Annotated in this window: 16 protein-coding genes; 7 read left to right on the top strand and 9 right to left on the bottom strand. The window is 40.4% G+C overall.

The genetic code is table 11. The features are described from left to right. Positions 1–152 precede the first annotated feature (152 nt). Together WG954_RS02840 and WG954_RS02835 are read left to right on the top strand one after the other, a co-directional pair. Positions 153–518: a DUF4870 domain-containing protein gene (locus tag WG954_RS02840; protein ID WP_340433456.1), complete on the top strand. Its 366-nt coding sequence runs from the start codon at positions 153–155 to the stop codon at positions 516–518. 125 nt (positions 519–643) lie between these two features. Beyond that, the gene (locus WG954_RS02835) at positions 644–1,300 is read left to right on the top strand and encodes a hypothetical protein (protein ID WP_340433453.1); all 657 of its coding nucleotides are present in this window, start codon (positions 644–646) and stop codon (positions 1,298–1,300) included. A 76-nt stretch (positions 1,301–1,376) separates the two neighbouring features. On the opposite strand, the gene WG954_RS02830 is transcribed toward WG954_RS02835, so the two are convergent. Together WG954_RS02830 and gyrB are read right to left on the bottom strand one after the other, a co-directional pair. After that, positions 1,377–1,574, bottom strand: coding sequence for a hypothetical protein (locus tag WG954_RS02830; protein ID WP_182802350.1), 198 nt, complete (start codon positions 1,572–1,574; stop codon positions 1,377–1,379). A 177-nt stretch (positions 1,575–1,751) separates the two neighbouring features. Continuing rightward, positions 1,752–3,749, bottom strand: a complete 1,998-nt coding sequence (gene gyrB, locus WG954_RS02825; RefSeq protein ID WP_340433450.1) for a DNA topoisomerase (ATP-hydrolyzing) subunit B — start codon at positions 3,747–3,749, stop codon at positions 1,752–1,754. A gap of 228 nt (positions 3,750–3,977) precedes the next feature. Here gyrB and WG954_RS02820 point away from each other — a divergent pair, with 228 nt between their 5' ends. The 4 genes from WG954_RS02820 (at position 3,978) to WG954_RS02805 (ending at position 11,361) form a co-directional block, all read left to right on the top strand. Further along, a complete protein-coding gene (locus WG954_RS02820) occupies positions 3,978–4,955 on the top strand; it encodes a helix-turn-helix domain-containing protein (protein WP_340433447.1) in 978 nt (325 codons plus the stop codon). Positions 4,956–5,070: 115 nt separating this feature from the next. Continuing rightward, positions 5,071–7,323: a TonB-dependent receptor family protein gene (locus WG954_RS02815; RefSeq protein ID WP_340433445.1), complete on the top strand. Its 2,253-nt coding sequence runs from the start codon at positions 5,071–5,073 to the stop codon at positions 7,321–7,323. Positions 7,324–7,493: 170 nt separating this feature from the next. Next, complete coding sequence (locus WG954_RS02810) at positions 7,494–9,953, top strand: TonB-dependent siderophore receptor (RefSeq protein ID WP_340433442.1); 2,460 nt, start codon at positions 7,494–7,496, stop codon at positions 9,951–9,953. A 100-nt stretch (positions 9,954–10,053) separates the two neighbouring features. Then, the gene (locus WG954_RS02805; RefSeq protein WP_340433439.1) at positions 10,054–11,361 is read left to right on the top strand and encodes a PepSY-associated TM helix domain-containing protein; all 1,308 of its coding nucleotides are present in this window, start codon (positions 10,054–10,056) and stop codon (positions 11,359–11,361) included. Between the two features lie 35 nt (positions 11,362–11,396). Here the strand turns inward: WG954_RS02805 and hemL are convergent, their stop codons facing one another. From hemL to hemA, 7 genes are all read right to left on the bottom strand, one after another. Then, positions 11,397–12,680, bottom strand: a complete 1,284-nt coding sequence (gene hemL / locus WG954_RS02800) for a glutamate-1-semialdehyde 2,1-aminomutase (RefSeq protein WP_340433436.1) — start codon at positions 12,678–12,680, stop codon at positions 11,397–11,399. A gap of 16 nt (positions 12,681–12,696) precedes the next feature. After that, on the bottom strand, positions 12,697–13,674 hold the full coding sequence (hemB, locus tag WG954_RS02795; RefSeq protein ID WP_340433433.1) for a porphobilinogen synthase: 978 nt from the start codon (positions 13,672–13,674) through the stop codon (positions 12,697–12,699). A gap of 17 nt (positions 13,675–13,691) precedes the next feature. Then, positions 13,692–14,657 (bottom strand): oxygen-dependent coproporphyrinogen oxidase, encoded by a 966-nt coding sequence (gene hemF / locus WG954_RS02790; protein ID WP_340433432.1) that lies wholly within the window; start codon positions 14,655–14,657, stop codon positions 13,692–13,694. 60 nt (positions 14,658–14,717) lie between these two features. Beyond that, positions 14,718–15,740 (bottom strand): uroporphyrinogen decarboxylase, encoded by a 1,023-nt coding sequence (gene hemE / locus WG954_RS02785; protein WP_340433430.1) that lies wholly within the window; start codon positions 15,738–15,740, stop codon positions 14,718–14,720. Between the two features lie 87 nt (positions 15,741–15,827). Further along, the gene (locus WG954_RS02780; protein WP_340433428.1) at positions 15,828–16,559 is read right to left on the bottom strand and encodes a uroporphyrinogen-III synthase; all 732 of its coding nucleotides are present in this window, start codon (positions 16,557–16,559) and stop codon (positions 15,828–15,830) included. Continuing rightward, positions 16,516–17,484 carry a hydroxymethylbilane synthase gene (gene hemC / locus WG954_RS02775; RefSeq protein WP_340433425.1) on the bottom strand — a complete coding sequence of 323 codons (969 nt, stop codon included), beginning with the start codon at positions 17,482–17,484 and terminating at the stop codon, positions 16,516–16,518. The genes WG954_RS02780 and hemC overlap by 44 nt, the downstream gene beginning before the upstream one ends. Beyond that, entirely contained in the window at positions 17,456–18,691 is a 1,236-nt protein-coding gene (gene hemA / locus WG954_RS02770) for a glutamyl-tRNA reductase (RefSeq protein WP_340433423.1), read from the bottom strand. The genes hemC and hemA overlap by 29 nt, the downstream gene beginning before the upstream one ends. 250 nt (positions 18,692–18,941) lie before the next feature. Between hemA and hemH the strand changes: the two genes are divergently transcribed. Beyond that, entirely contained in the window at positions 18,942–19,994 is a 1,053-nt protein-coding gene (hemH, locus tag WG954_RS02765; RefSeq protein ID WP_340433421.1) for a ferrochelatase, read from the top strand. The last annotated feature ends 28 nt before the right edge of the window (positions 19,995–20,022 follow it).

The raw sequence follows: 20,022 nt of genomic DNA, 5'->3' as shown, positions 1-20,022 counted from the left end.
ATTTTTCTTATTTGGATCAGGCGGAAAAACTTCCAACTGAATAAATGGGTACTTTTTCTTAATCCACCCAATTTCTTCTTATTTTTAAATGTACAAAGTTGCTGTTTCTTCCGTCTTTAACCGATCATTTTTTAAACATTAAACCTTCATTCATGGAACAAAACTTTGCAAATTCAAGTGAGATCAGGTACGCACAGGTAAGTGGCGACGAACGCTCTATTGCTATTCTTACACATGTTTTATCGATCTTCTTTTCCATTATTCCTGCATTAATTATTTACCTCGTAAAAAAAGATGAATCACGTTATATAGGTGAGCATGCGAAAGAAGTATTGAATTTTCAGATCAGCATTTTCATTTATTGTATCATTTGTATACCGCTGATATTTTTAATTATAGGTTTTTTCCTGTTGATCGCTATCGGGATCGGTTCACTTATCCTGTACATTATTGCAGCTGTAAAAGCAGCTGATGATGTACTGTACCGTTATCCGTTTACCATTCGCTTCATCAAGTAGTTTTACTTTTTTTAAGTTAATTCATTGATAAAGGCTTTCATAAACGAAAGCCTTTATTATTTTTGGTATTGCAATTGTTCCAATATCTATGACACATTGTATTATTCAATAAAAACCGAAACTTTATGAAACAAGTTTTACTCTTGATCTCTCTCTCATTACTGATTACCTCTTGCGCAAGAAAACGAATGATGGAACGGGTGCAGCAATATAACATCCGCACCATTGCCATTCTTCCTGCTCAATTAGAAGTAACCGGAAACATTCCAAAGAAATTAACGCCTGAACAAGTGAGTGAGATGGTGGCTAAAAACTCCACCTTTCTTAACCGTGCTTTGTACATCGACCTGGTGCAGTATGTTGATACCCGCCTTCGTCGTTATTCACAAGTTCAATTTCAGAGTTCAGAACGCACAAAGAAACTATTGGAAGAAAAAGGGATCACTGATTCCGCATCATGGCAAATGGATCCTGCTGAGCTTTCAAAAATACTGGGTGTTGATGCGGTTGTATCAACCAAGGTAACACAGAACCATATCCTAAGTAATGAAGTGGCAATGGGTGTTGATGTAGTAGGTGGTATTCTTAACCGCACCGTGCCGGGTATTGGTGTGCCAACAGGAATGGCACGCACAAGTGATATGTTTGTGAGCAGCGCTTTGGTGAAGGAAGGTTATACTGTCTGGAGCACACGCTTTACCAACCAGACCGACTGGAACTATCCCTTCCAGCAATCAATTCAAAATGTAACAAGAGCTATTGCAAGAAGATTTCCATTGTAGAAAAACAAAAAGTAGCACTCAAATAAAAAAGTCGTTCCACGTAAGCAGAACGACTTTTTTTATGGGTAGAATAAAATTAATCCCAGCCTTTTTTTGCAGTGCCTGCAGCAATTGCGGCCAGAGCTTTTGCTTCGCCTAATAAGGCAGTAAGTTTGTTACCTTTTCCATCATCACCTTTAGCAATGTATCCACCTTTAGCTGTACGCTCAACAACCGCATTCTGGATAGGAACGTTCTTTTCTTTTGTCTTTACGTTATACGCTGTTAATTCCATAATTGAAATTTTTTTATGAGGGGTTAGTTAATAATTACCGTCTCTCGGTTCGGGCTAAAGTACAGATTTTCGCTAAAAAAGGGCTCAAAATGCTTTCCACAGCCACTACACGTTGAAAATCAATAAAAAGCGACCCGGATTGACGGGCCGCTCGTATGATTTGTATAAAAATCCGCCTTAAATGTCCAGATTGGCGTACTTGGCGTGGCTCTCGATAAACTCCCTTCTTGGAGCTACTTCATCGCCCATCAGCATGCTGAATACCCTGTCGGCTTCAGCTGCGCTTTCGATTGTAACCATCTTCAACGCACGTGTGGCCGGGTTCATGGTTGTTTCCCATAACTGGTCGGCATTCATTTCACCCAAACCTTTGTAACGCTGCACACCCACACTATCTTCTTTACCTCCACCAAACTGGATCGTATAGGCTTTACGTTCTTCTTCATTCCATGCATAAGCCATTTCCTTTCCTTTCTTTACCTGGTATAACGGTGGCTGAGCGAGATAGAGATAACCCTGCTCAACAATCGCCGTCATATAACGGAAGAAGAAGGTAAGGATCAAAGTGGCGATATGACTACCATCCACATCGGCATCGGTCATGATGATGATCTTGTGATAACGAAGCTTGCTGATGTCTAATGCTTTTGGATCTTCAGGCGTACCCATCTTTACACCAAGCGCTGTAAACATGTTGCGGATCTCTTCGTTATCGTAGATCTTATGCTCCATTGCTTTCTCTACGTTCAAAATTTTACCACGTAAAGGAAGAATGGCCTGGAAGCTACGGTCACGGCCTTGTTTTGCAGTGCCGCCCGCCGAATCACCTTCGACTAAATATAATTCGCAACGCTCAGGATCACGATCAGAGCAATCTGCAAGTTTACCGGGTAAGCCGCCACCGCTTAAAACGGTTTTACGTTGCACCAGTTCACGTGCTTTCTTGGCTGCTGCCCTTGCCTGCGCTGCAAGAATAATTTTTTGAACGATATTCTTTGCTTCTCTTGGATTTTCTTCGAGATAAGCTTCCAATGTGCGGCTTACCGATGTTTCCACAATACCACTTACTTCACTGTTACCGAGCTTGGTTTTTGTTTGACCTTCAAACTGTGGTTCAGGAACCTTCACTGAAATGATAGCAGTTAAACCTTCACGGAAATCATCTCCTTCAACATCCACTTTAGCTTTTTCAAATAAGCCTTCTTTTTTCCCGTAAGATGTAAACACTCTCGTAATTGATCTGCGGAAACCGGTTACGTGTGTACCTCCTTCAATGGTGTTGATGTTGTTTACATATGAGAAGATATGTTCGCTGTACGAATCATTATACACCATCGCAACTTCTACCGCTACGTTGCTCTCCGGGTCATGACCATCCATGTAGATCACTTGTGGTAACAGCGGACTGCGTTTACCATTCTTCTCGATCAATTCTACAAATTCAGTGATACCACCTTCGCTGAAGAATGTGCTGCTGTAAGTTGCACCGTTCTCATCCACTTCACGAAGATCGTTGAGGATAATGCGGATGCCTTTATTCAAAAATGATAATTCACGTAAACGTGCTTCAAGAATTTCTTTTTTATAAACAGATGCGGTGAAGATGGTCGTATCGGGCCAAAAATGAACTCTTGTACCTGTAATATCACTTACACCTGATTCACGAACAGGGTATTGAGGAACACCAATGCGATATTCCTGCTCAAATATTTTTCCTTCCCGCTGAACGGTTACGTGCAGTTTGGTTGAAAGTGCGTTAACGCAACTTACACCCACACCATGCAAACCACCCGATACTTTGTAAGAACCTTTATCGAACTTACCACCTGCGTGCAACACCGTCATTACAACTTCAAGAGCAGAACGCTTTTCTTTCGTATGCATAGCAGTGGGGATACCACGACCATCATCCTGCACACTGATGCTGTTATCTTCATGAATGTTAACCGTAATGTTTTTACAGTAACCGGCTAATGCTTCATCAATTGAGTTGTCGACAACCTCATAAACGAGATGGTGCAAACCTTTTTCACTGATATCGCCAATGTACATGGCGGGACGCTTACGAACCGCTTCTAAACCTTCTAAAACCTGGATACTATCTGCGCCATAACCTGCATTTTGTGCTGCTGCGCTGATGGCTTTTTCCTGTAAGTCTGTTAACTCTGTGCTCATATAATGATTCTCAAAAAATCTGATTGGGAGTGGTGAAAATATATTCGGACAAATGTACGGAAAAGGCGGCGGTTGAAGCGATTTTTAAAGCCGATTTTGTATCAAGAAATCCACAATTTTATTACTGAAAATGAAGGGTTTGAAACAGGTAGTGGAATTCTTGAAAAAGGAGACGAAACATCGGTTCTTTTTCACGCCAAAAACATGACAAAACTCTGTCAATAGCCCATGATAGTAGCCCTGTTTTATGACCTATCTTTGCACCCGATGCAGCAGTTGAACGAATTACTCACACTCACCAACCGAAACCCGCTCTTAACGCATGAGCTGGACTTGGTGTATGAGCAGGAAAAGCAAATTCCCGGCTCGGTGCAGTATGGCATTTATCGCTACAAATTGCTGCCACATGTTACACAGGAAGATACAGCTGTGCTTGTGTACAATTCTCAACCTAAGCAATCAAAGGAGCGAAACATTGAGCTGCGTTTCTGCATCAACGGCAATAAATATTGCAACAGCAAAACCTGCGCAAACGGGGTTTGTAAAAAAACTTCAACCGATTGTATAGCAGAACCCACCATCGATGTATTCATGTTTCGTTTTTCTCCTTCCTACCTTACTCCGTTTGTAAAGGGTAAAACTATTACAACAAAAAGTGAGCGTGTGCTGGCGTTTAAAGAGAAGCAATCGTTCAGCACAACGGTTAATCTTTGCAGCCGTATAAGAACGGTATTGGATAACCTGGTACAGCATAATTACAGTAATGCACTCGAGAATATTTATGTAAACAGCCAGTTGCAAACATTGCTGTTGTATGGATTGGAATGTTTAACAGATCAGAAAGCCGAGGAAAGTTTTGTCTGCCGTTTTCTTGCAACAGATAACGCAAAAGATACCATTCTGCAGGCCCGGGAAATTTTATTGCAACGTATTGGCGAGCCCATCACCATTAAGGAATTGAGCCGTAAAGTGGGTACCAACGAATGTTATTTGAAAAAAGGGTTCAAAGAAATGTTCGGAACTACAATCTTCGAATTTTATCAAAGCCAACGTATGGAACACGCTAAATATCTTTTATACGAAAAAGGATTAAGCGTTACTGAAGTAAGTGCATTACTCGGTTATTCCTCTATCTCACACTTTTCTACTGCGTTTAAAAAACACACAGGGCTGAAACCTTGTGAATTGTTGTTCAGAACAAACTAATACCTGTTCATTTTTTTCTGAGGCTTTCCGTATTGCGTAAACAGTTTTCCTTATTCTGTAAATGATTTGAATGGTTGTAACGCACCTTTGCCCCCGATTAAACTTGGAAATGAACATGAACAGAACCATTATCACAATTTGCCTGGCAATAATAGCTTTACAAACAACAGCTCAACAGGATTCAACAAAAACAGACAGCAGTCGTCTCCATACAAAATACCTGGCCGACATAACAGTGGTTGGCCGTAACAGCCGTGCTGATGTACATTTCTTACCGGAAATTGTTGGTGTAAATATCAATGCGGGTAAGAAGAACTCATTAATTGTAGTTGATAATGTGCAGGGAAACGTAGTTACCAATACCATGCGGCAAGTGGTAGCTAAAATTCCCGGTATTCAAATTTGGGAAAGTGATGGCAGTGGTATACAGATCGGTATTGCTGCAAGAGGATTGAGCCCTAACCGCAGCTGGGAGTTTAATACAAGACAAAACGGTTATGATATTGCTGCCGATCCTTACGGTTATCCGGAAGCATACTACAATCCGCAGTTACAGGCAGTTCAACGGATTGAAATTATAAGAGGGCATGGTTCGCTCCAATACGGTCCGCAGTTTGGCGGCATGGTTAATTATATTTTACGAAACGGTAGTGAGATTAATAAACCGTTTGAGTTTGAAACACAACAAACCATTGGCAGCAACGGCTTGTTTAATAGTTATAATGCTGTAGGTGGTGAAACAAAGAAATATCATTACTATGGTTTCTTTGACCATCGTAACGCAGATGGATACAGGCAGAACAGCCGTTACTATAATAACTCCGGCTTCGGAACATTTACTTATCGTTTTACTGATAAATTTTCGATTACTGCAGAGTTGATGCGCAGCAACATGCGTAGCCAGCAACCTGGTGGATTAACAGATGCGCAATTGAAACAAGATATCAAACAAAGTTTCAGAAGCCGGAACTGGTTTGATGTTACCTGGACAACTGCCGCACTAATCAGCAATTATAAATTCAGTGAAAATTCACGTTTGAATGTAAAGTTATTTGCAGTACATGGCGACAGGAACAGTGTTGGCTTTATGCCATCTGCGGGAATAATTGTAAAGGATACCATCAACAAAACCACCAATCAATACAATGCACGTAACCTGAACGAAGATGATTACAGGAATTATGGATTGGAAGTACGTTATCTCGGCGCCTACAAGCTTGGTAAAATGAACAACTCATTTTCATTGGGCGGGCGTTTATACAAAGGCACAACACTCCGTTATGCAGCTGATGGAAAAGGAACTACAGGAACAGATTATGATATGAGGGTGAGTGACGGTATCTGGACAAGAGATATTGACTTCAATACGATCAATGCAGCTTTACATGCAGAAAACATTTTCAGAATTTCTGAAAAGTTGATCATTATCCCCGGGTTACGTTATGAATATATTACCGGACAAGCAAGCGGACGAAATGGTTTCAGTGCCGGAAATGAAGTGTTGTTACAGAATCAAAAACGCAGCCGTGGATTTGTTCTTGCCGGCGTAGGAGCAGAATATCATGTTACATCAATGAGCGAACTCTATGCAAATATTACACAAGCTTACCGCCCTGTACAGTTTGCTGATTTAACAGCGCCACCCACAACCGATGTTGTGGACCAGGATATTAAAGATGCGAAGGGGTATAATGCTGATTTAGGCTACCGTGGACGTTTTGGTTCATATCTATTTTTTGATGTAAGTGCATTTTACCTGCAATACAATAACCGTATCGGCACCATTGTACAACAACGCACCGATGGAAGTTTTTATAACTATCGTACAAATGTGGGCAACAGCACAAGCAAAGGAATTGAGGCCTTGGTAGAATTCAGCCCGGTAAAAGCAATTACTGAAAAATCAACATGGGGCGATATTAACCTGTTTGTTTCTTATGGTTTCACAGATGCCCGTTATGGAAACTTTAAAGTGATAACAAAGAACAGCAGCAACCAGTTGGTTGAAAGCAATCTGCAGAATAAAAAAGTGGAAAACGCACCGGAGCATATTGTAAGAAGTGGTTTAACTTATTCGTTCAAAGGATTTTCCTTCACCACACAGGTAAGCTATGTAAGTGATGCATTTGCCGATGCAAACAATACAGTTGCACCAACAGCAAATGCACAAAACGGAATTATTCCTGCATATACTGTTACTGATTTAACGGCGTCTTATCGCTTCAATAAAAATCTAAATATCAAAGCAGGTATTAATAATTTCACAAACGAAAAATATTTCACACGCAGGGCGGGCGGCTATCCGGGTCCGGGTGCAATGCCGGCAGATGGAAGGACGTTCTTCGTCAGCGTTGGAGCAAAATTCTAAACTGGAACAGATTATCAAAAAAACTTCACCTTATTGTGAAGTTTTTTTTATGCCATTTTGTTCAAAAGGTTTCTAACTCGTTGTTTTCGTATTGCGTAAACGCTTTTCCTCATTGTGTAAATGAAATGGGTGTTGATAAGTGAAATTTGCATCCGAATAAAATGTGAATTATGAATCGGACATTACTAACGCTTAGTCTCGGACTTATCAGTTTATCAGTATCAGCTCAAAATAATTTAAATAATACAGGTGCTGCAAACCACACTTTGGTGACAAATCCTACTCCTGCTCCCATAGTAAAGGGTATTGTACGTACAAAGGATGGAAAACCTGCCGGTTTTGTGAATATTATCATGAAGGAAACCAATAAGGGAACCATCACCAACGATGCCGGTGAATATTTCTTTTATTCTGTTCCTGAAGGTCGATACACCCTTATTGTTTCATTTACCGGGTTGAAAACAGTGGAAGCTGTTATAGAAATCAAAAAAGGGGAGTCTGCAATCCAAGATTTTGTATTAACTGAAAATGAAACTGAATTAGAAGAAATCATCATCAGATCATCAAGCAATGCAAATGAAAAAATTACTTCTGTTGGGAAAGTGAACATCAAATCAATGGATCTGCCACAGGCTGTTGCAATTATCGGAGAGCCGGTAATTCGTAACCAACAGGCGCAGCGTTTGAGCGATGTGATTAAAAATGTAAACGGTGTTTATTTAGGTACAACCCGTGGTAATACGCAGGAAGCGTTTTATGCAAGAGGTTACAGCTTTGGCAATAACAACATGTTTAAAAATGGTTTCCGCATCAACAGCGGTGCAATGCCTGAAGTCAGCTCTTTGGAAAGTGTAGAAGTATTAAAAGGAAGTGCAGCTATTCTTTATGGTAACGTTGCTCCGGGCGGTATTGTAAACATGCGTAGCAAAAAACCAAAATTCGATTTTGGTGGTGAAGTGAGTATGCGAACCGGAAGTTTTGATTTATACAAACCAGCATTCGATGTGTATGGTCCATTGTCAAAGAAAATTGCCTTCAGGGTTAACGGTACTTGTGAATCAGCTAACAGTTTCAGGGAGTCTGTAACCTCAAAACGTTATTATGTAAACCCTTCGTTATTGTTTAACCTTGGCGATAAAACAACATTAATTGTACAGGGTGATTATTTGAAGCATGATTTTACTCCTGACTTTGGTATCGGAACGATTGGCACAACGTCTTCTACCAATGTAGGTAAACAAATAGCTGATGTACCCCGCTCAAGATTTATGGGTACTAATTGGCAGTATACGCACACAATTCAATCTACAGTTGGTTCCGAAGTTGAACATCGTTTTAACAGCGATTGGCAGTTGAGTGGAGGTGTATCAAAAGCATTTTACCACAGAGATTATTATTCAGTTGAAAGAATACAGGCCGATCCTACAGGAAAATGGAAGCGTCCGCTTGGTAAGTTCGATAACAAAGAAGATTACTATGCAGCACAGGTGAATTTAACCGGTGAATTTAAAACCGGCGGAATGTACCATAAACTGCTTGCAGGTATTGACGCAGATCAGTATCAAACAGCAAACCTTGCATCTGCTATCACAGGAACTATTTACGACACAATTAATATTTTAGATCCTTCGAAATTTGTTCAACGAACAGATATTCCAAATGCAGTATGGAGCACACGTGCAGAAATACCTGTAACACGTTTTGGTGTTTATGTGCAGGACTTGGTTGCTATTACAAAGAAATTGAAATTGCTTGCCGGGGTTCGTTGGTCTTACCAACATACAGATCCAACAAAAACAACTTACCTGTTGAAAAATGATTCAGTAGCTTATACTAAAGCACAAATTGATAAGGCTTTTTCTCCAAGAGTGGGATTGGTCTATCAGCCAACTGAAAAGATGTCGTTGTTTGCGAGTTATGCAAACTCGTTTACACCTAACACAGGTACGGATATTTTTTTCAATCCATTAAAACCTTCAATCATTGATCAGTTTGAGCTGGGTATCAAAAATGATTTCTTTGAAAGAAAGCTGAGTGCAAACCTTACGCTTTACCAGATCATCAATAACAACTTTCCTGTGATAGCATTGGAAGATGCAAACGGTAATCCAAATACAAATACAGCCATTAAACAATTGAGCGGACAAACGATCAGTCAAGGTATTGAAGTGGATATCCAGGGTCGCCCCGTTGAAGGATTGTTTGTTGTAGCGGGTTACAGCTATAATCATATGTACTACAACAAAACCAACAAAGGAAACGGAAGTTTTGTGGAAGGTCAGCGTTTGGTAAACACACCTCAACACACAGCCAATGCATCCGCTTTTTACACTGTTGGAAAAGGAACATTGAAGAGTTTGAAATTTGGATTCGTGTATAACTATATTGGCGACCGTGTTGTGGGTTGGAACGACACATACCAGGCAAACGGCAGCATCTTGAACAGAAGTTTTGGCATCAACGGTTTCAATACAATTGATGCAAGTGTTGGCTACACTTATAAAAAAGTATCGGTACTTGCTAAGCTTGCGAATATCACTAATACATATAATTATTACGTGCATGAGAATTATAGCATCAACCCGATTCCGCCACGTAATTTTGTAGCAACTGTTTCTTACAAATTCTAAGCAGGAAAAATAAATAAAAGACGTCAAAAAGGGACTCGTAGCAATGCGATCCCTTTTTGACATACTAAACAAATCGTAAAAGAAGATAATAGAGATTAAAATGGCCAAAATAACCACACAAAAAACCAGGTGGCAAAGAATAAGAAAGTTGTTTAATGACATACATCTCTGGTTGGGACTCAGCAGTGCATTAATTGTAATTGCTGTTTGTTTTAGCGGAACAGTATATGTTTTTAATACGGAGCTTACTGAAAAAGCTGCGCCGCATTTATACAAAGTGCAACCTGTTACAGGTAAAGAACGTATTCCTGTTGATTCGCTATTAGAAAAAGTAAAACAGGAAACAGGCGGCACTATTGCAAGTGTGACGATTCCTGCAGAGTTAAACCGAACTTATCAATTCAATGTAAAGAAGAAGGAAGACAGCACAGCGAGAGGTGGCACAACCTATATGGTGAATCCATACACAGGCGCTATCGTTGGCAACTCCAAAGAAAAGAATGGTACCAAAGAATTTATGGGAACGATGTTCAGTTTACATCGTTGGTTGTTATTGGATAAAGTGAAGAAACCTATCATCGATGGTTTGGAAAACAGGAAGCTGGGAAGTATGATCACAGGTTGGGCAACGATCATTTTTACTCTGGGATGTATTACAGGTTTGATCATCTGGTTTCCACAAAAAGTAAAACATTGGCGACAAGGATTAAAAATAAAATGGAATGCCGGATGGAAACGTGTGAATCATGACTTGCATAACAGTCTTGCATTTTATTCATTGATCTTTTTATTGTTGATGGGATTGACCGGTCCGCAATGGTCGTTTGAATGGTATAGAAAAGGATTACAGAAAACACTGGGCACATACAAACCAGTTGAAGCAGGAAAAGGAGGAGAGCGTAAAGAAGGACAAGCAAAAAGCGAACGCAAAGAAGGCGAAGGAAAGAAAGAAGTTGCAGCAGATACAACAGCGTTAGCTACTGTCCAGTTATCAATTGCTGATTATGTAAAAGAAGCGGATAAATTATTAGCGTATAATGGAAATTATGTGATCACATTACCTGCCGATGCAGATGCAAAAACAATGATCACAAAAACAAAGCTGGGCTTCTTTGCTCCTGCTGCGGGCGACAGAATTACCATGGATCCAAAGAATGGGAAAGTGGTGAAGCTGGATATTTTTAAGAAGAAACCTTTTAATGAACGAGTGGCTGGTTCTATCAAGGCCATTCACGTTGGAAATGTATATGGTACGTTTACGAAGATTCTTTATTTCCTTGCTTGCCTGATCGCAACGAGTTTGCCGATCACAGGTACAATGATCTGGCTGAACAAGATGAAGAAGAAAACGAAAAACAAAAAAGAAGAACCTGTTGTTGCATTAACAGGTGATGAAAAAGTAGCATAAATAAAGTGACCCGCCGAGGCGGGTCGCTTTATTGTTTATAGCTCCTGTAAACTTTCTTTTGTTGCAGCAATAGTCTTATCGAGATCTTCATACGTCAAAGCGTTGTTGAGGAACCAGCTTTCAAATGCAGAAGGAGGTAAATAAACTCCACGCTTCAACATTGCATGAAAATACTTTTTGAATAACTCGTTATTTGCAGATGCTGCTGTTGCAAAATCTGTAACTGCATGTTCACTGAAATGCACGCTGATCATTGAACCAAGCTGATTGATGATATATGGTTGCCTCCAAGCTTTCAATACTTCGTTCAAGCCATCACGTAAGTAAATGGTTTTTTCTTCAAGCTCTTTATAGATGGAAGGGTTGTTCTTTAACTCAGTCAGCAATGTAAAGCCTGCGATCATCGCAATAGGATTACCACTTAATGTTCCTGCCTGGTACACATTTCCCAACGGAGCAATGTGCTGCATAATTTCTTTTTTGCCGCCAAATGCACCAACAGGCATGCCGCCACCAATTACTTTTCCATAAGTAACCAAGTCTGCTTTAATGCCGAGACGTTCCTGTGCACCACCGGGTGCTAAACGGAAGCCGGTCATCACTTCATCAAAAATGAAAACGATTCCTTCTTCATCACACAACTTGCGCAAACCTTCATGAAAACCAGCTTGTGGTAAAATGCAACCCATGTTGCCTGCAACAGGTTCAACGATGATGGCTGCAATTTCTCCTTTATGGTCTTCTGCTAATTTCTTTACTGCATCGAGATCATTGTAAGCAGCAGTTAATGTATCTTTTGCTACACCCGCTGTTACACCAGGCACTATTTGAATGTTAAACGTCGCAACGCCACTTCCTGCTTTCACTAAAAATGAATCTGCATGACCGTGATAATGTCCTTCAAACTTGATGATCTTATTTCTTCCTGTAAAACCTCTTGCCAAACGAACAGCACTCATACAAGCTTCTGTGCCGCTACTTACCATGCGGATCATATCCACATTCGGCACCATACTCAAAATGAGTTCGGCCATTTCAATTTCCAATTCAGTTGGTGCACCGAATGAAGTTGAATCAAGTGCTTTTTCCTGGATAGCTTTTACAATTGGTTCATGTGCATGACCAAGAATCATTGGTCCCCACGAAGCAATGTAATCGATGTATTGATTGCCATCTGCATCATACATGTAAGCACCTTTTGCTTTTTGCATGAAGAGCGGCGTGCCGCCTACACTTTTAAATGCACGTACCGGGGAATTCACTCCACCAGGAATACTTTTCTGTGCCCGTTCGAATAGTTCTTTGCTTTTTTCGTACATCTCTTTATGTTTTGCCTTACTGGCCAGTAATTCTAATAAAATCTTTCGCAAAATAGGTAGCGATCAAATCAGCACCTGCACGTTTGATCGAAGTCAATACTTCCATGATCGCTTTGTCTTCATTGATCCAGCCTTTTTCTGCTGCTGCTTTGATCATGGCATATTCACCGCTGATGTTATATGCACTCACCGGAACATCCACAGCGTTCTTCACCTCACGAATGATATCTAAATAACTTAATGCAGGTTTTACCATTACAATGTCTGCACCTTCTTCTACATCCATCAACGTTTCTTTGATGGCTTCAATTCTATTGGAATAATCCATCTGGTATGTTTTCTTATCACCAAAGCCGGGTGCACTATCGAGTGCATCACGGAAAGGTCCATAGAAGCATGATGCATATTTTGCACTGTAGCTCATGATGCCGGTGTTGATGAAATTATTTTCTTCCAAACCCTTTCTGATAGCACCGATTCTTCCATCCATCATATCACTTGGTGCAACCATATCAGCACCTGCTTCTGCATGACTGATACTCATCTTCACCAAGGCTTCAACAGTTTCGTCATTTACGATCTGTCCATCTTTCACAATACCGTCATGTCCATAAGAAGAATAAGGATCTAATGCGACATCTGTCATTACATATATTTCCGGTACAGCATCTTTAATGGCTTTGATGCTGCGTTGCATCAGTCCATCTTTGTTCCATGCTTCTTTACCGGTGTTATCTTTTAATTCGTCTTTTGATTTTACAAAGAGCAATACACTTTTTAAACCCATACTCCATAGATCTTTCACTTCCTTCACCGTTACATCTAAACTGTTGCGGTAGTAGCCGGGCATAGAAGCGATCTCTGTTCTTACATTCTCGCCTTCGTCAATGAAAAGCGGAACGATAAAGTCGTTTGGTGTAAGAATCGTTTCACTCACCATGCTTCTGATAGCAGATGATTGACGGGTGATTCTGTTTCTTCTTTGTAAATACATAGAACGAGTTTAATCTGTTAACATGAATTCGATCGCTTTGCCCACGCAATTCTTTCTTCTTCACTTATTTCATTCAGCCATTCTCTCGGATGCAGACAAGCTTCCTGCAATTTATATTCTTCACTACCAAACGCAGGTTGATAATTATATTCAAACCGGACAGTAGGAGGTAAGCTCATCAAAATACTTTCAATACGTCCGTTGGTTTTTAAACCGAACAGTGTACCACGATCGTGTACTAAGTTAAACTCAACATATCTTCCTCTGCGTATTTCCTGCCAGTGTTTATTTTCCGCTGTATACGTTGTGTGCTTTCTTTTTTCAACGATGGGAATGTACGCATCAATAAATGCATTGCCGCATTTCTTCGCAAACTCGATCCAGAAAGTTACATCTTGTTGTTCAGTTGCTCTTTGGTAATCGTAGAAGATACCACCAATACCTCTGCGTTCAGCATTGCGATGCCAGTTCACAAAATAGTTATCACATTCTTTTTTGAACTTAGGATAGAACGACACGTCAAATGCATCGCATGCATTTTTGTAGGTCTGATGAAAATGCTTTGCGTCTTCTTCAAATAAATAATAAGGAGTCAGATCGGTACCACCACCAAACCACCTGTCGATCACTTCATCGTTTTCATTATACAACTCGAACATGCGGTAATTACAATGTACTGTTGGTACAAATGGATTGATGGGATGAATCACCAAACTCAAACCACAGGCAAACCATTTTGCTCCGTTGATCTTGAGTTGTGTTCTCATTGCATCAGTAACATCACCAAACACGATAGATGTATTGACACCACCCTTCTCAATTACATTTCCATTAGCGATCACACGTGTTTTGCCACCACCACCTTCGGGGCGTTCCCATGCATCTTCTACAAAAGTTGCTTTGCCATCGCTTTGCTCCAATGCAGTGCAGATGCGGTTCTGCAAATCGTGAATGAATGATATCCAGGTTTCTTTAACGTCCATATGATGAGTAATCAGTGATGAGAGATGAGAAGATTCTGATTACTCATCTCTCATCATTCATTATTTGTATTCTTTCACTGCATCGACAAATGCTCTTGCATGATCCACAGGTACATTCGGTGTAATACCGTGACCAAGATTAGCAATGTATCGTTGTGTGCCAAATGCATCAATCATTTCTTTCACAGCCTTCTTGATCTCAGGAATTGGAGCCAGCAATTTTGCAGGATCAAAGTTACCTTGAATCGTAATCTTATTCTGTGTAAACTCTCTTGCCATTTGTGGTGTAATGCACCAATCGATACCCACACCGCTTGCAGCACTTTCACTGATCTCTTTCAACGCATGCCAGGTTCCTTTCGGAAATAAGATCACCGGCGCATCATCTTTCAATGCCTCTGCGATCTGGAATAAATAAGGCTGAGCATATAATTTAAAATCGGCTGGTGATAAAGAACCTGCCCAGCTATCAAATACCTGTACAGTATCTGCACCTGCTTTCACCTGGTTCTTTAAATAGACAATGGTAATGTCAGTGATCTTTTGCAAAAGTTGGTGTGCCATTGCAGGTTGAGTGTATGCAAACTGTTTTGCTTTATCCCAAGTCTTGCTTCCTTTTCCTTCCACCATATAACAAAGAATGGTCCACGGTGCACCTGCAAAACCAATCAAGGGTACACGCCCATTTAATTCTCTTTTGGTTAAAGCCAACGCATCATACACATACTTCAAACTTTCTTCTGCACCAGTGGTGATCAATGCATCAATATCTTTTTGCGTAGCAATTGTTTTCGGCAATGATGGTCCTTTACCTTCTTCCATCAATACTTCAACACCCATTGCTTGTGGTATTACAAGAATATCACTGAAGATAATTGCTGCATCCACACCAACCTGGTCAACCGGTTGTAAGGTAATCTCCGTTGCAAGCTCCGGTGTTTGGCAACGGGTAAAGAAATCATATTTCTCCCGCAGCTTTATGTAATCAGGTAAATATCTTCCTGCCTGGCGCATCATCCATACGGGAGGACGTTCTACAGTTTCTCCTCTGAGTGCTTTTAATAATAAATCGTTCTTAAGCATAAATTAATGTCTGATTTAGGATATATGATGTCTGATGTCTGAAGCGATCTGTTTGCAAATCATAAATCAGACATCCACCATCCTATATCAAGAGAAATATTCCATCGCCTGCCTTACCAGTTCTTCTTTGCCGGGTGATTTGCCGATGATGATGGTATTATTACAATATTGTTGGATAGTTTTTGCTGTAGTATTACCAATGGCAAACAAAATTGTTTGCGCAGGTACTTTATTGTTGCTGAAAAAACTGCTCACCGCACTTGGACTGTAAAATAAAATAGCATGATAGTCTTTGCTGACCTTGTGTGGTGTGTGAATTGTTTCGTACACAATGATCTCCTGTACTTCTATTCCTTTGCTGCGGAGAATAGCTGGCAATTCATCTCTGCGTTGCTCACCACAAAAGAAGATCACTTCATCTGCATCACTTTCTTCTGCAATTAGCTCAGCAAGTTCTGCAGCATTATTGGCCGTACCCACTACACTATGATCGCCGAAATTTTCTTTCAGCTTTTGTTTGGTGGTGTTGCCCATACAATAGATCACCCAATCAGGTAGTTGTCCATCCTGCCAGGCAACAACTGCATCAACTGCATTCATACTGGTGAATACAACAGTTGTAGATTGCAGATAGGCCTGTTCAATTTCCTGCTGCGTGGCGATGTCCAGTATAGATTCTGTGTCAATAAACGACAATTCATCAATCGAAATACCAATAGTTTTCGCTTCTTGTACCAATGATTTACTCAATGGCCGTGTAGATAATATTTGAATATTACTTTCCTGCATGCTGAATACTGTCTGCGATGACTTGTCCACCGTGATTCAAAATTTGTTCTGCTGCATAAGAACCCATGTCTGTTGCTTCCCAAACAGGCATGGTAATTTCAAATTCAGCTTTTTGTTTTCCATTGAGCGATAAAATATTTCCTTTAAAATGAACTTCATCATCTTTCATTTCTGCATAAGCGCTGATGGGAGTAGAACAACCGCCCATTAATGCACGCAGGAAATCACGTTCGATCTTTGTGCAGAAGTCGGTATCAGCATCATTAAAATGAACGCATGCATCCAACGCATAACTATCTTCTTCACGACAAACAACCATGATGGCTCCTTGTGCAGGTGCAGGTAACATCCAATCGAGTTCAATAGAATTTTCCGGACGAAGATTGATGCGTTCCAATCCTGCGGCGGCAAAAATGGCTCCATCCCAATCTTCTTCTTTCAACTTGCGCAAACGTGTATTTACATTACCACGCAGGTTATGAATTTGTGATGATGGAAATTTATTAAGCCATTGTGCTTTTCTTCTGATGCTGCTTGTTGCTATTTGTAGTTCTGCTTTTCCTGGTATGGTCCATTCACCATTCAGCATTGACCATTCTCCTTTCCACACCAACAGATCTTTCACGGGTCCTCTTGGTAATACCGCAGCTTGTATGATTCCCTTTGGTAAATGCGTTGGCACATCTTTCATGGAGTGTACCGCAATATCAATTGTGTTGTTGAGTAACGCAAGGTCAAGGCTTCTTGTGAAAATGCCCTGCACACCCATTTCATATAAGGGAGTTTTTAAATCGATATCGCCTTCACTTTTGATGTAAACTAATTCGGCAGTAAAACCATGTTGGGCAAGCAATTCTTTTACCTGTGTTGCCTGCCATACTGCTAATTGACTTTCTCTTGTTCCAATGCGGATGATTTGTCCCATTTTAGTCTGTGCCCGTAGCAATAAACTCATTGATGGCTTCAATATAATAACAGCCACGCTGGTTTTGCTCCTTCATTTTTGACGCCATGCCATTGATCACCCGTTGAATTTTTTCATCGGTCGTGGTGCAGGCTGTATGATGCGGTTGCAAAGTTATGTATAATGGGGAAGTATGTATTTCTTTCAGCTTTGTTTTTACCGCTTTTAATACAGGCACATGTTTGCGCATCTGATACCAGTCGATAAATTCTGCAATATGTTCTGAAATGATGGCTTTTGCTTTAGGCACTTCTGCTTCACGCATGGCCAGTGTCTCGTCTTTCAGCTTCGATAATTCATCCACATTTACAAGCGTAATATGGTGCAATTCTTTTGCTGATTGCTCAACGTTATGCGGAATAGAAAGATCAATAATAAGTTTATGATTCAATCCTTCAAGATGCGATTTTAAAATTGTTGGTTCTGTAGCATTTGTTGCTACAAGAATAACATCAGCCAGCTTAATATGGTCAGCCAATTCATTTAAAGGTGCAGATGATAAACCAAGCTCGTGCGCCAAAGTTGTTGCTTTCTCTTCCGTACGGTTGATAAGCGTAATATTTTTTGTACCGAGATAATCCACTAAGTTTTTGCAGGTGTTGCGTCCAAACTTACCGGTACCGAGCAATAATATTTTTTTATTCTTGATCGCTTTAACGTGCTTACGGATGTATTGCACTGCTGCAAAAGAAACAGAAACAGTACCATCGCTTAAGGCTGTATTATTCTTAATGGCTTTTGATGATTGCAACATGCAGTTCACCAAACGCTCAGTAAATGCATCAATACGATCGTGTTGTTTAGCCAGCTTTGCAGCTTGTTTGATCTGGCCAACAATTTCGTAATCGCCTAATATCTGAGAATCCAATCCACCACCTACAGTAAAAAGATGATTGATTGCTTCCTGTCCTTGTTTGATGTAAGAAAGTTGTCTGAATTGTTCAACCGTTCCATCGGTTTGTGTGCAAAGCAGGCGAATGAGTTGATCAGCCTCGTCAGCAAAACCATAGATCTCTGTACGGTTACAGGTAGAGATCAAAAAGAATTCATGCACAGCAAAATCAGGTGCGAGTTGCAGGATAGCATTGTATTGTTCCGGATTTACGGCGAACTGCCCCCTGATCAATGCATCTGTTTTGCGATAGTTGATACCCGCAATAAAAAATTTTGATATGTCTTTTGCGCCTGTTCTGTGCATGTGTTAATCGTAAGAAATTCTACAGCGCAAATGTAGTTGCAGACGGCACTATGAACCTAAAAAATCTGTCATTGCAATGTCATATTACCCATTGATTTTTATCATGATAACAGCTGTTTGTTGTCAACAAATTATTTGTAGCAAAAACACTACAGTTCATCTTTTAAATACTACAGTTGATGCAGATTTCTTTGGAAAATGAACTTTTGTTTTGTAATGCCGTTACTTTTGCAAACCAGTAAAAATGCACATGGAAAAAGCAACACGCAAAGGAATCCTTTTAATGAATCTTGGTTCGCCTGATTCAACCGAAGTAAAAGATGTTCGTCGTTATTTGAATGAATTTTTGATGGATGAGCGTGTGATCGATTATCCTTACCTGTTACGCTTGTTATTGGTGAAGGGAATTATTACACGATTCCGTGCGCCGAAATCGGCTGAAGCGTACAGCACCATCTGGACAAAAGAAGGCTCACCATTGATTGTGCTTACAAAGCAACTTCGTGATGCGTTGGATAAAGAAGTTGATATGCCGGTTGAAATAGCCATGCGTTACGGTAACCCTACTGTGAAATATGCATTGGATCGACTGCTGGAACAAAATCCTGATCTGGATGAAGTGATAGCTGTGCCATTGTATCCGCATTATGCCATGAGTAGTTACGAAACTGCGGTTGAAAGTGCAAAAGAGATCCATGCAAAAAATAAGTACTCTTTTAAGCTGAGTTTTATTAAGCCTTATTATAATGAAGAGCATTATATCACGGCGATGGCTGAAAATATTCGCCCATACCTTGAACAGGAGTACGATCATATTCTGTTCAGTTATCACGGTATTCCTGAAAGTCATTTAAAAAAATCAGATCCTACAAAAAGTCATTGTTTAAAAACAGGCGATTGTTGTAATGTCGCTTCAACGGCGCATGCAACCTGTTACCGGCATCAATGTTTTGTAACAACAGAACTGATCGCTGCAAAACTTGGGTTGACAAAAGATAAATACAGTTTATCGTTTCAATCGAGATTAGCAGGTGAACAATGGTTAACACCTTACACCGATTATCGTTTGCGTGATATGCCAAAAGAAGGCATCAAAAAATTATTGATCCTTTGCCCGGCATTTGTAAGTGATTGTTTGGAAACACTGGAAGAAATTGCAGAACGTGGAAAAGAAACGTTTGAAGAAGCAGGCGGTGAAACCTATACCATGATTCCTTGTATGAATGTGCATCCGTTGTGGGTGGAAGCGATTGCAAACTATGTGGAAGGAGTGGCGAAGGGAGAGAGGGAGATGGTGTTGTGATGAGGTGAACGGTTAGTGGTGAGTAATA

This window comes from Lacibacter sp. H375 (assembly GCF_037892425.1).
Lineage (GTDB): Bacteria > Bacteroidota > Bacteroidia > Chitinophagales > Chitinophagaceae > Lacibacter.
Note: the sequence above shows the minus strand (reverse complement) of the source record. Positions and strands in the feature narration are given on the sequence as shown.

Bases quoted from the DNA above. Each gene is read 5' to 3' on its own strand.
- WG954_RS02810 (WP_340433442.1), top strand. From the start codon at position 7,494: ATGAATCGGACATTACTAACGCTTAGTCTCGGACTTATCAGTTTATCA.
- hemA (WP_340433423.1), bottom strand. From the start codon at position 18,691: ATGCACAGAACAGGCGCAAAAGACATATCAAAATTTTTTATTGCGGGT.
- hemE (WP_340433430.1), bottom strand. From the start codon at position 15,740: ATGCTTAAGAACGATTTATTATTAAAAGCACTCAGAGGAGAAACTGTA.
- WG954_RS02815 (WP_340433445.1), top strand. From the start codon at position 5,071: ATGAACAGAACCATTATCACAATTTGCCTGGCAATAATAGCTTTACAA.
- hemH (WP_340433421.1), top strand. From the start codon at position 18,942: ATGGAAAAAGCAACACGCAAAGGAATCCTTTTAATGAATCTTGGTTCG.
- hemL (WP_340433436.1), bottom strand. From the start codon at position 12,680: ATGTACGAAAAAAGCAAAGAACTATTCGAACGGGCACAGAAAAGTATT.
- hemF (WP_340433432.1), bottom strand. From the start codon at position 14,657: ATGGACGTTAAAGAAACCTGGATATCATTCATTCACGATTTGCAGAAC.
- hemB (WP_340433433.1), bottom strand. From the start codon at position 13,674: ATGTATTTACAAAGAAGAAACAGAATCACCCGTCAATCATCTGCTATC.
- WG954_RS02820 (WP_340433447.1), top strand. From the start codon at position 3,978: ATGATAGTAGCCCTGTTTTATGACCTATCTTTGCACCCGATGCAGCAG.
- WG954_RS02835 (WP_340433453.1), top strand. From the start codon at position 644: ATGAAACAAGTTTTACTCTTGATCTCTCTCTCATTACTGATTACCTCT.
- WG954_RS02830 (WP_182802350.1), bottom strand. From the start codon at position 1,574: ATGGAATTAACAGCGTATAACGTAAAGACAAAAGAAAAGAACGTTCCT.
- gyrB (WP_340433450.1), bottom strand. From the start codon at position 3,749: ATGAGCACAGAGTTAACAGACTTACAGGAAAAAGCCATCAGCGCAGCA.
- WG954_RS02805 (WP_340433439.1), top strand. From the start codon at position 10,054: ATGGCCAAAATAACCACACAAAAAACCAGGTGGCAAAGAATAAGAAAG.
- hemC (WP_340433425.1), bottom strand. From the start codon at position 17,484: ATGAGTTTATTGCTACGGGCACAGACTAAAATGGGACAAATCATCCGC.
- WG954_RS02840 (WP_340433456.1), top strand. From the start codon at position 153: ATGGAACAAAACTTTGCAAATTCAAGTGAGATCAGGTACGCACAGGTA.